We start from the raw sequence: 13,299 nt of genomic DNA, 5'->3' as shown, positions 1-13,299 counted from the left end.
TTTATTTCTAATATTATACCATACTTTAAGATTTTCTCTTTGAGAAACTAATTTCTATATAAAACGTTCGGTTTTGTAAATTGAAAGAATTTTTAGAAAATTTCTGTTTTTTTCTTTACACTCAAAAAAAATTCTGCTATAATGGCTCATGTAATAAAATATAACAACAAAAAGGAGAACGATATGACATCTGCTAAAGACTATATCCAAAGCGTGTTTGCAACTGTGAAAGCTCGTAACGGGCATGAGGCTGAATTTCTCCAGGCGGTTGAAGAATTCTTCAGCACTTTGGAACCTGTATTTGAAAAACATCCCGAGTATATCGAAGAAAACATCTTGGCACGTATCACTGAGCCTGAGCGCGTGATTTCTTTCCGTGTGCCTTGGGTGGACCGTGATGGAAAAGTCCAAGTCAACCGTGGTTACCGTGTTCAATTCAACTCAGCTGTTGGACCATATAAAGGCGGACTTCGTTTCCACCCAACTGTGAACCAAGGGATCTTGAAATTCCTCGGCTTCGAACAAATCTTTAAAAACGTCTTGACTGGACTTCCAATCGGTGGAGGTAAAGGGGGATCAGACTTCGATCCTAAAGGAAAGACTGACGCTGAAGTGATGCGCTTCTGCCAAAGCTTTATGACAGAATTGCAAAAATACATCGGACCATCTCTTGACGTACCTGCTGGTGATATCGGTGTTGGAGGACGTGAAATTGGTTACCTTTATGGACAATACAAACGTCTTAACCAATTTGATGCGGGTGTCTTGACTGGTAAACCTCTTGGATTTGGTGGTAGCTTGATTCGTCCAGAAGCAACTGGTTATGGTTTGGTTTACTACACTGAAGAAATGCTCAAAGCTAATGGTAACAGTTTTGCTGGTAAGAAAGTGGTAATTTCAGGTTCTGGTAACGTAGCTCAATATGCTCTTCAAAAAGCGACTGAACTTGGTGCGACTGTTATCTCTGTATCTGACTCAAACGGTTATGTCATCGATGAAAATGGTATTGACTTCGATCTTTTGGTTGATGTTAAAGAAAAACGCCGTGCTCGTTTGACTGAGTATGCAGCTGAGAAAGCAACTGCTACTTACCATGAAGGTTCTGTATGGACTTACGCTGGTAACTACGACATCGCTCTTCCATGTGCGACTCAAAACGAAATCAACGGTGAAGCAGCTAAACGTTTGGTTGCTCAAGGCGTTATCTGTGTATCTGAAGGTGCTAACATGCCTAGTGACCTTGATGCGATTAAAGTCTACAAAGAAAACGGAATCCTTTACGGACCTGCCAAAGCTGCTAACGCTGGTGGTGTAGCTGTATCAGCGCTTGAAATGAGCCAAAACAGCCTTCGCCTCTCATGGACACGTGAAGAAGTTGATGGACGCCTCAAAGACATCATGACAAACATCTTCAACACAGCTAAAACAACTGCTGAAACATACGGACTTGGTACTGACTACCTTGCAGGAGCAAATATCGCTGCCTTCGAAAACGTAGCAAACGCTATGATTGCACAAGGTATTGTTTAATTAGTCGATACATCCTATCGGAGGACAAATGATGAACTTACGGCCAATGGAAGTGAGAGATAATCCAGCTGTAGCGCAACTCATTCGAGCTAGCCTAGAAGAATTCGGACTTGACAAACCAGGAACTGTCTACTTTGATTCTCATCTAGATCATTTGGCCTACTATTATCAACATCAAGAGAGAGCAGCTTACTTTGTTCTGGAAGATGAAGGACAGCTGGTTGGCTGTGGTGGCTTTGCACCAGTGTCCGATAAGATTGCTGAATTACAAAAACTGTATGTCACTAAAAATAGCCGTGGCAAAGGTTATTCCAGCCGGTTGATAAAGCGGATATTCCAGGAAGCCCGCCTAGCAGGTTATGAACAGCTTTATCTAGAAACCTCTACTGAACTGGCTACGGCTGTGGCAATCTATCGGCACTATGGTTTCACATCACTGCAAGAACCACTTTCTAACGCCGCCGGCCACCCAGCTATGAATATCTGGATGATAAAATCCCTCTTATCAGATGAATAGATGGCAGTATACTAATGTAGCCAATGCTATGATAGTAAAGGTATTGTTTCAGCACTATCACACTAGAAGAAATCCGACTGCTTATAAAAGCAGCCGGATTTTTATATATCTAATTTTTCAAAAAATTTGCCTGCAGACTGCTTTTCTTTTAGCTTCTCCAGCAGTTCGTTCTCCAGGAAAGGACTTAGTTCGTCAAAATCTTGGCAAACTTCAAAAACCGTCTCTCTATCCATCTGACCATAAGCTAATTCGTAATAGTCCTTATGATGATGCCAGTTCTGATCATAGTTGACATCTGTCCGTTGATAGTAAACAATGTTTTGCTTCGGAGTCAGGTAAAGCTTCTGCGTCAGAATGCTTTTCTGATCTTTGGATAGCTTGCTACGACTGAAAATCTTGACACCTTGAAAAATCTTACGCTCATGGATACCTTGATTTGTGACTTTCAATTCAACTCTTTTATAGTACATATAGTCACCTCCAGAAATTACCTACATTATATCATACTCTGGCAGATTTGCAAGCAAAAGTGTCATTTCCAAAAGTCTTTAGTCGCCTCTAAAATCTCTTCAGTCGGTGTTACTGTGGCCTCAATAATGCTCTTACCTGTCCTTTTCAGATAGGCTTGTATCAGATGATAGCCATAAGCATAGCCTGCAGCATAGGGCATACCAACCGGAATTTGACCCTGTATCTTCGCGATTTCATCACCGTATAGATAAGGAGTCATTTCCGCCATCCCCGTTAGCTGAAGCTGACTGGAGATGATAGGCTTAATCTCTTCTAACTGCTCTGGACTGGTTGAAGTAACCCAAGGCCCAATGAGATCTTTGCCATAGAGCTCAGCAGCAAAAGACTCTGCCAATCCTTCACTGACTACCCAGTCTGCTAATGTCGTCTGCTGATTCCATTTGATAAATTGGAAGCGGACATTGTGATTACACTCATGGGCCAACGCCGCCTGTACACGGGGCAAAGTATAGTCATTTGGTAACAGACTAAGCATGAGGTATCCTGGAATTCCACCATCTCCGCTATAACCCTTATTGAGCTGTAGCATAGGTTTTTCTGGATTGCCCAATAAAATAGTAAAATGGTAATCCTCAACCTCTAAGTCATAGCCAGCCTGCTCAAAAAGCCCAATACTCCTTTTGATGGTATCCTGGCAGTCCTGCCAGAGTTGATCAGAGCTCAGAGAGTCGATAGCTGGTCTATCCTTTTCTGAGAGAGTTGAGGGTAACTGATTCATAAAACCAAGTAGGAAAAGAGCATCAAATCCTCCAGGATACTTTGCTTTCAGAGGAATGTGTTGCGTTTGGTATTTGGTTGCAAAAGGTGCTAATATTTTAGCTCGAAAGCAACCTTCTCTCTTTTCTAAAGGAAGCTCGAGCATCTCCTGATAAACTTTATCTGAACGAATCATATTGATTTGCATAATAATCTCCTTTCTTATCTATTATTAGTATAATCCCTTACCTAAGGTCAGAGTCAAGAAGAAAATTGAAATATCTATTAAAATTTCATTGAAATTACCTCAAACCGTTCGAAAATTACCTTCAATAAAGTTCTTTAATACTGAGATTATAATATCCGGAGTATCAATAAATTAAAAACTTACTTTTCTACTGTTCATAGGAATGATGATACCAGAAAAAAATAAATCCTGAATGGTAAAAACTTGTATCATTTTTTATGGAAAGCCTATTATTCAAAACTTGTTTGTCTCCTAGATAAACTATATAATTAGTTCGCCCCATTTGTGCCCCATGACAGATAAAAAGAAAAAACCGCTACTCCTAAGAATAGCGGTTTTATACGTTTTTTAAGCTACTAATGTAGTTGCTCTATTATTTAAGAGTAACTGAAGCTCCAGCTTCTTCCAATTTAGCTTTGATTTCTTCAGCTTCTGCAGTTGGAACGCCTTCTTTGATGACACCTGGTGCACCATCAACAAGTTCTTTAGCTTCTTTAAGTCCAAGACCTGTGATTTCACGTACAACTTTGATAACGCCAACTTTTTTGTCACCAGCAGCTGTCAACTCAACGTCAAATGAATCTTTAGCAGCACCAGCGTCAGCAGCACCAGCTGCAGCAACAGCTACAGGAGCAGCTGCAGTTACACCAAATTCTTCTTCGATAGCTTTTACAAGGTCGTTCAATTCAAGGATTGAAGCTTCTTTAATTTCAGCAATAATGTTTTCAATGTTCAATGCCATTGTTATTTCCTCCAAATAAGTTTTTAATTTTATAATAGTTTTTCCGTAGCTAGGCTACGCTGCGTAGCTTAAGATTAAGCTGCGTCTTCTTTGTTGTCTGCAACCGCTTTGACTGCAAGAGCAACGTTGCGCACTGGCGCTTGAAGTACAGAAAGGAGCATAGAAAGAAGTCCTTCGCGGTTTGGAAGAGTTGCAAGAGCAACGATTTCTTCTTTAGATGCGACAGCGCCTTCGATTGCACCACCTTTGATTTCAAGTGCTTCAGCGTTTTTAGCAAAATCGTTCAAGATTTTCGCTGGTGCGATAACATCTTCGTTAGAAAATGCTACTGCAGATGGTCCAACAAATACTGATGCAAGATCTTCAAGACCAGCTTTTTCAGCTGCACGACGCAAGATTGAGTTTTTAATGACTTTATACTCAACTTCGCTTCCACGAAGCTCACGACGAAGAACTGTATCTTGCTCAACTGTCAAACCACGAGCGTCTACAACGACGATAGATGCAGCAGCTTTCATTTTTTCAGCTACTACGTCAACTAGTTCCGCTTTTTTAGCAATAATTGCTTCACTCATTAGTGTGTTCACCTCCGTAATTATTTTGCTTGGGGAATTTTTCCAAAAGAAAAACGCGCCCAAACCTAGACACGAAAGTACAATACGCTTCTTTTTACATGATACGTTTTGTCCTCGGTAGGATCTTTATGAGTCGAGCTCCCCTACTGTCTTAGGCAGTTTTTTCAAACCGTATATAAGTATAGCATAGACAAAAAAAGAATGCAAGATTTTTGCAAACTTTTTTTGAAATTTTTTTAAATCTCTACTGTCAAAACTTTGCCTTGCTTAACCACCTGTTCTCCAGCGATATAAACATCATCAACATCACTGGATTTGACTGCATAAACCAGATGAGAGAGCATATTTTTCTGAGGTTGAAGATGGATTTTTCCTTGTGGTTGAATAACCAGAAAATCTGCCTGCTTGCCGACTTCTAGACTTCCTATCTGCTTTTCCATTCCTAGAACCTTAGCTCCTTCGATTGTCAGTGCCTTAAGGGCTATCTCGATTGGAAACTGGCTGGCATCTCCACTCTTCATTTTCTGTAAGAGAGCTGCGGTCCGTCCTTCCTCAAACATATCAAGATTGTTATTGGAAGCAACTGAGTCAGTCGCAATTCCGACTGCTACTCCTGCTTTTTGCAGTTGGATGATTGGAGCGATCCCTGAGGCCAGTTTGAGGTTACTAATAGGATTATGGGCGATAGCCACATGAGAAGTTGCCAAGCGTTCAATTTCTCTCTCGTTTAATTCGACCCCGTGAGCAAAGACAGACGGATGATCTAAGTAACCTAGTTCTTCTAGAAAGGCGAGGGGGCGTTTGCCATAGCGTTTCAGGATAATTCCTGATTCCTCCTTGGTCTCCGCCACATGAATATGGATAGGAATATTCAGCTCTTTTGCCATTTCTAAGCTTTCTTCCAGTAAATCTTTACTACAGCTGTAGGGAGAATGTGGGGCTACCATAACTTTGAAATTTGGATTTTCATATCCTAAGATTTCCTCTATAATGGCTCGTGTTCTACTTATAGTCTCAGCAGTTGTTTCTGCCTCTGAAGAAAAGAGGGTCGGTGAGAAATAACAACGCATCTTGGAAGCCTTAACTGCCTGATAAATTTGCTCAATATCCACACCATTGGGATTATACATATCGTTGAAGCTTGTTGTCCCTGACTGGAGCATCTCCGTCAGAGCCTCTTTGACCGACTTGGTAGTCATGTCAGGAGTAAAGCCTGCTTCTGCTGGCCAGATATAGTCATTGAGCCATTCATGGAGATTGCTATCATCCCGAATCCCTCGCAAACCTGTCATAGCAGAATGGGTATGGCAATTGACCAAACCAGGCATGATCCAGGCTCCCTGATAGTCTATAATCTGCTCAGCTTGCTCTAAAATATCTGGCTCCTCTTGGCCGACATAGACGATTTGAGAGTCCTTAACGGCTAAGACACCATCCAAATAAACATGGAAATCTTGGTCACAAGTCACGATATTTACATGCTGATAGACTTTCATTGTTTTCTCCTTCTAAGACCCTGATTTTTCTAGCTATTGTAACAAAAAAGTCACCCGAAGGCAACTTTTTTTCCATAATAATTGCAAAATAGAAAGGATTATTCAGAGCTAAAAGCTGCTGCTTTTTGCATTTGGTAATACTTGCCCTTTCTAGCCATGAGGTCATGATGGTTCCCATACTCAACAATGTCACCATCTACCAAGACGAGAATCAAATCCGCATCCTGAATGGTTGACAAACGGTGAGCAATGATAAAGCTTGTGCGCCCCTTCATGAGTTTGGCAAAAGCATCCTGAACTAGCACTTCTGTCCGTGTATCGATGGAGGAAGTTGCCTCGTCTAAGATAAGAATCTTTGGGATAGCTAGAAAGACTCGGGCAATGGTCAAGAGCTGGGCTTGCCCAACAGAGAGGGATTCTCCTGCATTTTCCAACTTGGTATCGTATCCCTGTGGCAACTGTTGGATGAAAAAGTCTGCATTGGCTGCCTTTGCAGCAGCAATCACCTGCTCCCTACTGGCATCAGGATTTCCAAAGGCAATATTGTCATGAATGGTCACTTGCTTGAGCCAAGTTTCTTGGAGCACCATGCCAAACTGCTGTCTCAATGATGCTCGGGTATAATCGTAAATAGAACGACCGTCTAACAAGATATCTCCCGAGTTAATAGGATAAAAACGCATGAGGAGATTGATGAGAGTTGACTTACCAGCACCTGTTGGACCAACGATGGCTACCTTGCTACCAGCTGGGATATTGATAGACAAATCCTTAATCAAGATCCTTTCAGGATGGTATCCAAAAGAAACATGCTTAAAGGAAATGGCTCCCTTAACTTGGTCACTGGTCAAGACTTCCTTACCTGTTTCAGCCACCTCTGGACTTTCTAAGACAGCATAGACGCGCTCTGCGCAAGCGAGAGCACTTTGCAACTCAGCTAGCACTGAAGAAATATCGTTAAAGGGCTTGGTATACTGCTGAACATAGTTCAAAAAAGTTACTAAACGCCCAATGGTCAAGGTTGAACCCATCATGATACGATAAGCTCCTACTCCAGCTAGAAGAGCATAAATGAGCGCATTGACAAAGCGAGTCGAAGGATTAACCGTTGAGGAATAAAAGATAGCTGACTGAGAATAGCTTGCGTAGTTGGCATTCGCCTCGTGCAGTCTTTGGATAAACTCTGTCTGAGCATTGAAGGACTGGATAATGGTCTGCTGGCTAAGCGACTCTTCAATCAACTGAGTCTGAATTCCCCTCGTCTCTGTTTGCTTCTGGAAGAGATGATAGGAGCGTTTGGCAATAAAGCGTGAAATCACCATGGACAGCGGCGTCAACAGCAAGACCAAGAGGGTCATGAGGAGGTGAATTTGGAGCATGGCTAGAATACTAACCAAAATCATCAAAACACCAATGAAAAATTGATTGAAAATCATGGTCAAACCAGCTGCCAACTGTTCTATGTCTGTGGTCACACGACTAACCATCTCTCCACTGCCCTGCCGGTTCACAAAAGCAATCGGTAAACGATGGAGCTTATGGATAATTCGCTCTCGCAAGTCTCTGGTATAAGAGAAGATTAGACGATTATAAAGAAGAGGATTGGCCCATTGTACCAGAGTATTTCCTATGACTACCAATATCATCTGAATGAAAATCTGCCAAAAAACTGGTGATGAACCAGCCACTAGAACTTGGTCAATGACCTGTCCAATCAGAATAGGTAGGTAAATTGATAAGCCAACTTGGGCAATAGTTCCTAGAAAGGCAAGGAAAAGGAGGAAAGGATGGTTTGCTAAATCTATGGCCAAACGTTTGAGCGTCTGGTTTGCAGTTTGTCGTTTCATGCTAGTCCTCCTTTCCATGTTGGGATGCATTGATTTCGCGATAGACTTGGCTAGTCTTCATCAAGTCATCGTGCTTGCCAACAGCTAGTAACTCACCTTTTTCCAAGAGGAGAATCTGGTCAGCCATACGAAGTGTCGAAGTCCGTTGAGAAATCAAGATTAAACTCGTGTTTGGCAAATTCTCTCGGATAGCTTTCAAGAGATTGGACTCGGTAATGGTGTCGAGGGCCGAGGTCGCATCATCTAAGATGAGAAATGGAGCTTGGCGCAAGACTGCACGTGCGATAGACAGCCTTTGTTTTTGTCCACCTGAGAAATTTCGACCTCCAGCCTCAACCAGGGCATCCAAGAGTCCTTCCTTTTCACTGACAAAATCCTTAGCTTGCGCAATCTCCAAGGCCTGCCAGAGTTCTTGGTCAGATACTTCTTGATTGAAACCCAGAGTCAAGTTGGAACGAATAGTTCCCTTAAAAAGTTCGACTTTTTGAGGCACATAGGCAATCCAAGACCGCCATTGCTCAAGATTACGAGGACTACGTCCATTTCGATAAAGGTCAATACTTCCCTTGTCTGCCGGATAAAGACCAAGTAAGACTTGCACCAAGCTTGATTTACCTGAACCAGTTCCCCCGATTATACCAAGGATCTGCCCTTGATTCATATCAAAGGAAATGTTTCTCAGAGAAGGCTGGGCCGCATCAGGATAGGTAAAGGTTAATTCTTTGACTTGCAAAATCCGATCACCGGTAGCTTGCTTTTGTTCTAACTCTGAATGGATATCCTCTGGAGCTTCGGTAAAAACTTCCTCAATTCGCTTGGCTGAGATATAGGACTGATTGAGAGAATTGATCAGCATAGCTAGCTTAACCAATTCCACCAAAATTTGCAAGAGGTAGTTGATAAGGGCAATAAGAGCACCTTGACTGAGTAAACCTCCTTGAATTGAAATATAGCCCTGCCCGATGATGACGAGAAGGGTTCCATTGACAATCAGATAAGTCAGAGGTGTTAACAAACTAGACCAGAAACCCGTCTTTTCTTGCAATCTAGCATAAACTTGGTTAAGGGTTTGAAAAATCTGTAATTCTCGTTTTTCTTGCCCAAAGGCACGAATAACTCGCATGCCTTGTAATTGCTGACGCGTTTCCTGAACCAGTTGGTCCGTTTTCTTTCTGAGACTACTGTAGAGAGGATTGACCAGTCGAGAGAGACCGACAATGACGATTGTCAAAAAACCAACCATGACCAAAAACCAAAAAGTCAGCTCAGCTGAGATGCGATAGGCCATAAAGATAGCCCCAAAAACAATAATAGGCGCTCGCAAAAAGAGGCGCAGGAATTGATTGATCCCAGTCTGTATCTGGTAGGTATCAGAAGTCAAGCGGGTCACCAAGCTAGAAGTTGTCAAACGGTCTCTGCTGTCCTTAGGCAAAGAAAGAATATGACGATAGAGGTCGTTTGTCAATTCCTTGGCAAAACCTACCGCTGCCTTGGCTGAGTAAAACTGAGCTACCAAGGCCACTAAAACGCCAATCACTGCAAAGATAAGGAGCAGGCCAATCTGCATCCAGAGATGGCCTTGATCTCTCTGAGGCAAGGACTGGTCAACAATCCCAGCAATCACCATGGGAACCAAGAGCTCAAAAACAGCTTCTAGTAGCTTGAACAAGGGTGCTATAATCGACTCATTGATGTAGGGTTTGAAGTAAGATAGTAAGTGTTTCATAAATCCCTTCTATTCTTATTCTGGAAATGAAGAAAGTGGGAAGCCCCACCCTCTCAGTTTTATTTGTTTAAGTAAGGTAATAGATAGCCATATCCTGCTTTTTCCATCTCATCCTTGGCTACAAAGCGCAAGGAGGCAGAATTAATACAGTAACGCAGGCCACCTAACTCCTGAGGTCCATCTGTAAAGACATGACCCAAGTGAGCATTTCCTGACCGAGAACGAACCTCGATTCGCTCCATTCCATGGCTCAAATCCTTGTAATAGTGAATTAATTCCTTAGAAATCGGACGACTAAAACTTGGCCAACCACAACCTGAGGCAAACTTATCCTTAGCAAAAAAGAGTGGCTCCCCTGTCGTGATGTCTACATAAATCCCCTCTTCAAAAGTTTGGTCATAAGCATTACTAAATGGAGCCTCTGTAGCAGCTTCTTGCGTAACACGATAAGACTCTTCAGTTAAGCTTTCCTTTAACACCTCTTGACTAGGCTTTTCATAGTTTGAGGCGTCAATCAATGGCTTCTCAGCATCGGTCACATCGATATGACAATAACCTGAAGGATTTTTCTTGAGATAGTCTTGATGGTAGTCTTCTGCTAATATGTAGTGGCGAAGTTTCTCCACCTCTACTACAATCTTTCGACCCAGCATGCGCTCCTGCTCCTGCACCACTGTGTAGATAGCTGGCAAGTCTGCTTCATCCTGATAATAGATTCCCGTTCGATATTGGCGACCACAGTCATTCCCCTGCTGGTTAATAGACACTGGATCAATAACACGGAAATAATAAAGCAAAATCTCTCTGAGTGACACAGCTTTCTCATCATAAATCACTTGAACCGTTTCTGCATGGTCTGTTTCCTTGAGCAGCTGGTAATTGGTCGTTTCGACTTGCCCATTAGCGTAGCCGACACTGGTTGCTAGCACTCCAGAAATACGTGAAAAATATTCCTCTAAACCCCAAAAACAACCACCTGCTAGATAAATTTCTGCCATCTTTATTTCTCCTTTATCAAGTTTTTAACTAATACTCTTCGAAAATCTCTTCAAACCACGTCATCTCTATCTGCAACCTCAAAACAGTGTTTTGAGCAACCGGCGGCTAGCTTCCTAGTTTGCTCTTTGATTTTCATTGAGTATAAACTTCTTTTCAAAAAAAGGATAGGAAGCCCTTTAATCAAGACTTTCCCCATCCTATCTTCTATTTCTTTACTTTGTTTCGACACGGACACCTTGGGTATCAACCTTCAAATCATGAAGTTTGCCTTTGAAAGACTGCTTTTGCAATTCTGCCTTAATCGCTGGCATCTTGTCATGAGAAGCCAAGACCATAACTGTCGGTCCAGCACCAGAAAGATAGGTTGCATAGGCACCATTCTCTTTGGCTACTTGCTTAATCGTCACAAATTCACGGACCAGACTTTGACGATAACGCTCGTGGAAGAGGTCCCCCTCGATTGCTTGGCCAGCTGTCACCATATCTCCTGCTAATAAGGCTGCAACGGCCACATTGGCGATAGAACTAGCTGCAACAGCTTCCTTGTAGGACAATTTCTTAGGAAGGACACCTCGGCTATCGCGAGTGCGTAATTCATAGTTGGGAATATAAGCTAGAAAATCACACTCCGGGAAGTCTGCCACAATCGCAGAAACGTGCCCTTCAACGGAACTCGCAACAACAAGATTTCCATAAATGGCTGGAGCTACATTGTCAGGATGTCCTTCAATCTTGGTAGCCAACTGCAATTTGTCGTGGTTAGATAAGTTGAGATTGCCCAGTTGGTTAGCCAGTTCAATCCCAGCAACGATAACCGAGCTAGAAGAACCCAAACCACGCGCCAAGGGAACATCACTGGTCATTTTCAAGCGTCTCGGTTGCAAGTCAGGCGCAATTTGCAAGGCAATCTTAAGCAAAAGATTACGCTCGTCATGGGGAATCCATTTGCCAATCTGGTGTTCAATCAACCACTCATCCCGTTCTTCACAAACCTCAATTTGAAGATACTTGGTTACAGCTACACCGACCGAATCAAAACCTGGCCCGATATTGGCACTGGTTGCAGGTACAATAATCTTCATCCTATTCTCCTAACACCTTGAAGGTATTCAAGAGGTCAAATTCTGAAGCTTTGGCCAACTCAGCTGAAACATTCTCAAGTTGTGCTTTATTAATCTTATGAGTGATAATCACTACACGCGCCTTGTCACCCTCTTTGCCATCTTGGAGGATTTGCTTGAAGGAAATATCTTGGGCATTAAAGATTTCAGCCAATTTCAAGACCTGACCTTTTGAGTCTGGTGCCAAGATTGAGAAATAGTAGTTTGCTTTAACATCTTCAGGATTTGCCAAAACCAAGTCACGGCTATATTCGTTGAAGTCTTTACCAATAGTGCCATCATTCAAGCGACGAACGATACGGACAATGTCCGCTACAACACTTGTTGCAGTTGGTTTTTGACCCGCACCTGGTCCGTAGTACATCGATTCACCGATGCCGATAGACTCCACAAAGACTGCGTTCATTACCCCATTCACACTGGCAAGTGGGTGTGCTTTAGGAAGGAAAGTTGGAGTCACTTCTGCAGCAATACCTGAAGGAGTTTCCTCAATAGAACCAACCAATTTCACTACATAGCCAAGGTCTTGGGCTACAGCTACGTCTTCTGGTGTGATGTTGCGGATTCCCTTGTGGGCTACATCGTCAAAGGCAACCTTCATACCAAAAGCAAACTGGCTCAAAATCACCATCTTGTAGGCTGCGTCAATCCCATCCACGTCATTTGTAGGATCGCTTTCTGCAAAACCTAATCTTTGTGCTTCAGCCAGAGCATCATCGTAAGACCAGCCTTCTTCCACCATCTTGGTCATCATGAAGTTGGAAGTTCCATTAACAACGCCAAGAACGCGCGTAATTTTGTCAGAAGCCAACGAATTTGCCAAAGTACGAAGAATTGGAATACCACCAGCAACTGCTGCTTCGTAGTAAAGTGCTACATTATGCTCTTTAGCAATTTCTAACAATTCTGCACCATGGACAGCCAAAAGGTCCTTGTTGGCAGTAACAACGTGTTTCCCAGCTTCCAAGGCACGAGTGATAAAGGTTTTAGCTGGTTCGATACGCCCCATCAATTCCACTACAATAGTAATGTCCTTGTCTGATAAAATATCGTCTACATTGGTTACAAAGTTAAAGTCATTTCCTGCTGCAAGCAAGCGGTTCTTTTCATCTTCATCCTTGACCAATACCTTGGCTACTTCAATCTCTGAATGAGCTGACTGAACGATTTTTTCTCCATTTTCCTTTAGTAGGAATGGCACACCACTTGCAACGGTACCAAATCCAAGTAAAGCAATTTTAACTGTCATGTTTGTCTCCTAGAAATTTTCTG

General features: G+C 42.5%; 13 protein-coding genes and 1 other annotated feature. Of the genes, 2 read left to right on the top strand and 11 right to left on the bottom strand.

All coding sequences use genetic code 11. The features are described 5' to 3' along the window. The first annotated feature begins 183 nt into the window (after window positions 1-183). Together V470_03575 and V470_03570 are read left to right on the top strand one after the other, a co-directional pair. Window positions 184-1,530 (top strand): glutamate dehydrogenase, encoded by a 1,347-nt coding sequence (locus tag V470_03575; protein ID AHZ47517.1) that lies wholly within the window; start codon window positions 184-186, stop codon window positions 1,528-1,530. A 31-nt stretch (window positions 1,531-1,561) separates the two neighbouring features. Next, entirely contained in the window at window positions 1,562-2,047 is a 486-nt protein-coding gene (locus V470_03570) for an acetyltransferase (protein AHZ47516.1), read from the top strand. A 101-nt stretch (window positions 2,048-2,148) separates the two neighbouring features. Here the strand turns inward: V470_03570 and V470_03565 are convergent, their stop codons facing one another. The 11 genes from V470_03565 to V470_03515 form a co-directional block, all read right to left on the bottom strand. Continuing rightward, on the bottom strand, window positions 2,149-2,517 hold the full coding sequence (locus tag V470_03565; GenBank protein AHZ47515.1) for an EXLDI protein: 369 nt from the start codon (window positions 2,515-2,517) through the stop codon (window positions 2,149-2,151). Window positions 2,518-2,579: 62 nt separating this feature from the next. Further along, a complete protein-coding gene (locus V470_03560) occupies window positions 2,580-3,482 on the bottom strand; it encodes a Zn-dependent protease (GenBank protein AHZ47514.1) in 903 nt (300 codons plus the stop codon). A 412-nt stretch (window positions 3,483-3,894) separates the two neighbouring features. Then, window positions 3,895-4,263 (bottom strand): 50S ribosomal protein L7/L12, encoded by a 369-nt coding sequence (gene rplL, locus V470_03555; protein AHZ47513.1) that lies wholly within the window; start codon window positions 4,261-4,263, stop codon window positions 3,895-3,897. A gap of 74 nt (window positions 4,264-4,337) precedes the next feature. Then, entirely contained in the window at window positions 4,338-4,838 is a 501-nt protein-coding gene (locus tag V470_03550; protein ID AHZ47512.1) for a 50S ribosomal protein L10, read from the bottom strand. A gap of 38 nt (window positions 4,839-4,876) precedes the next feature. After that, window positions 4,877-5,012: a sequence feature (L10 leader), on the bottom strand. Between the two features lie 62 nt (window positions 5,013-5,074). Then, complete coding sequence (locus V470_03545; GenBank protein ID AHZ47511.1) at window positions 5,075-6,334, bottom strand: chlorohydrolase; 1,260 nt, start codon at window positions 6,332-6,334, stop codon at window positions 5,075-5,077. A gap of 98 nt (window positions 6,335-6,432) precedes the next feature. Then, on the bottom strand, window positions 6,433-8,181 hold the full coding sequence (locus tag V470_03540; GenBank protein AHZ47510.1) for a multidrug ABC transporter permease: 1,749 nt from the start codon (window positions 8,179-8,181) through the stop codon (window positions 6,433-6,435). A gap of 1 nt (window position 8,182) precedes the next feature. Then, complete coding sequence (locus V470_03535) at window positions 8,183-9,907, bottom strand: multidrug ABC transporter ATP-binding protein (protein AHZ47509.1); 1,725 nt, start codon at window positions 9,905-9,907, stop codon at window positions 8,183-8,185. A gap of 59 nt (window positions 9,908-9,966) precedes the next feature. Next, a complete protein-coding gene (locus V470_03530; protein AHZ47508.1) occupies window positions 9,967-10,905 on the bottom strand; it encodes a peptide methionine sulfoxide reductase in 939 nt (312 codons plus the stop codon). A 50-nt stretch (window positions 10,906-10,955) separates the two neighbouring features. Next, window positions 10,956-11,135: a hypothetical protein gene (locus V470_10610; GenBank protein ID AJZ74448.1), complete on the bottom strand. Its 180-nt coding sequence runs from the start codon at window positions 11,133-11,135 to the stop codon at window positions 10,956-10,958. Beyond that, window positions 11,119-11,988 carry a serine kinase gene (locus tag V470_03520; protein ID AHZ47507.1) on the bottom strand — a complete coding sequence of 290 codons (870 nt, stop codon included), beginning with the start codon at window positions 11,986-11,988 and terminating at the stop codon, window positions 11,119-11,121. The genes V470_10610 and V470_03520 overlap by 17 nt, the downstream gene beginning before the upstream one ends. Before the next feature lies 1 nt (window position 11,989). Further along, the gene (locus V470_03515; protein AHZ47506.1) at window positions 11,990-13,276 is read right to left on the bottom strand and encodes a homoserine dehydrogenase; all 1,287 of its coding nucleotides are present in this window, start codon (window positions 13,274-13,276) and stop codon (window positions 11,990-11,992) included. Between the last annotated feature and the right edge of the window lie 23 nt (window positions 13,277-13,299).

Source organism: Streptococcus sp. VT 162, from assembly GCA_000688775.2.
In the GTDB taxonomy this organism is placed as follows: domain Bacteria; phylum Bacillota; class Bacilli; order Lactobacillales; family Streptococcaceae; genus Streptococcus.
Note: the sequence above shows the minus strand (reverse complement) of the source record. Positions and strands in the feature narration are given on the sequence as shown.

Coding starts and splice junctions, on each gene's coding strand:
- rplL (AHZ47513.1), bottom strand. CDS start 4,263: ATGGCATTGAACATTGAAAACATTATTGCTGAAATTAAAGAAGCTTCA.
- V470_03575 (AHZ47517.1), top strand. CDS start 184: ATGACATCTGCTAAAGACTATATCCAAAGCGTGTTTGCAACTGTGAAA.
- V470_03515 (AHZ47506.1), bottom strand. CDS start 13,276: ATGACAGTTAAAATTGCTTTACTTGGATTTGGTACCGTTGCAAGTGGT.
- V470_03545 (AHZ47511.1), bottom strand. CDS start 6,334: ATGAAAGTCTATCAGCATGTAAATATCGTGACTTGTGACCAAGATTTC.
- V470_03560 (AHZ47514.1), bottom strand. CDS start 3,482: ATGCAAATCAATATGATTCGTTCAGATAAAGTTTATCAGGAGATGCTC.
- V470_03535 (AHZ47509.1), bottom strand. CDS start 9,907: ATGAAACACTTACTATCTTACTTCAAACCCTACATCAATGAGTCGATT.
- V470_03550 (AHZ47512.1), bottom strand. CDS start 4,838: ATGAGTGAAGCAATTATTGCTAAAAAAGCGGAACTAGTTGACGTAGTA.
- V470_03520 (AHZ47507.1), bottom strand. CDS start 11,988: ATGAAGATTATTGTACCTGCAACCAGTGCCAATATCGGGCCAGGTTTT.
- V470_03565 (AHZ47515.1), bottom strand. CDS start 2,517: ATGTACTATAAAAGAGTTGAATTGAAAGTCACAAATCAAGGTATCCAT.
- V470_03540 (AHZ47510.1), bottom strand. CDS start 8,181: ATGAAACGACAAACTGCAAACCAGACGCTCAAACGTTTGGCCATAGAT.
- V470_03570 (AHZ47516.1), top strand. CDS start 1,562: ATGAACTTACGGCCAATGGAAGTGAGAGATAATCCAGCTGTAGCGCAA.
- V470_03530 (AHZ47508.1), bottom strand. CDS start 10,905: ATGGCAGAAATTTATCTAGCAGGTGGTTGTTTTTGGGGTTTAGAGGAA.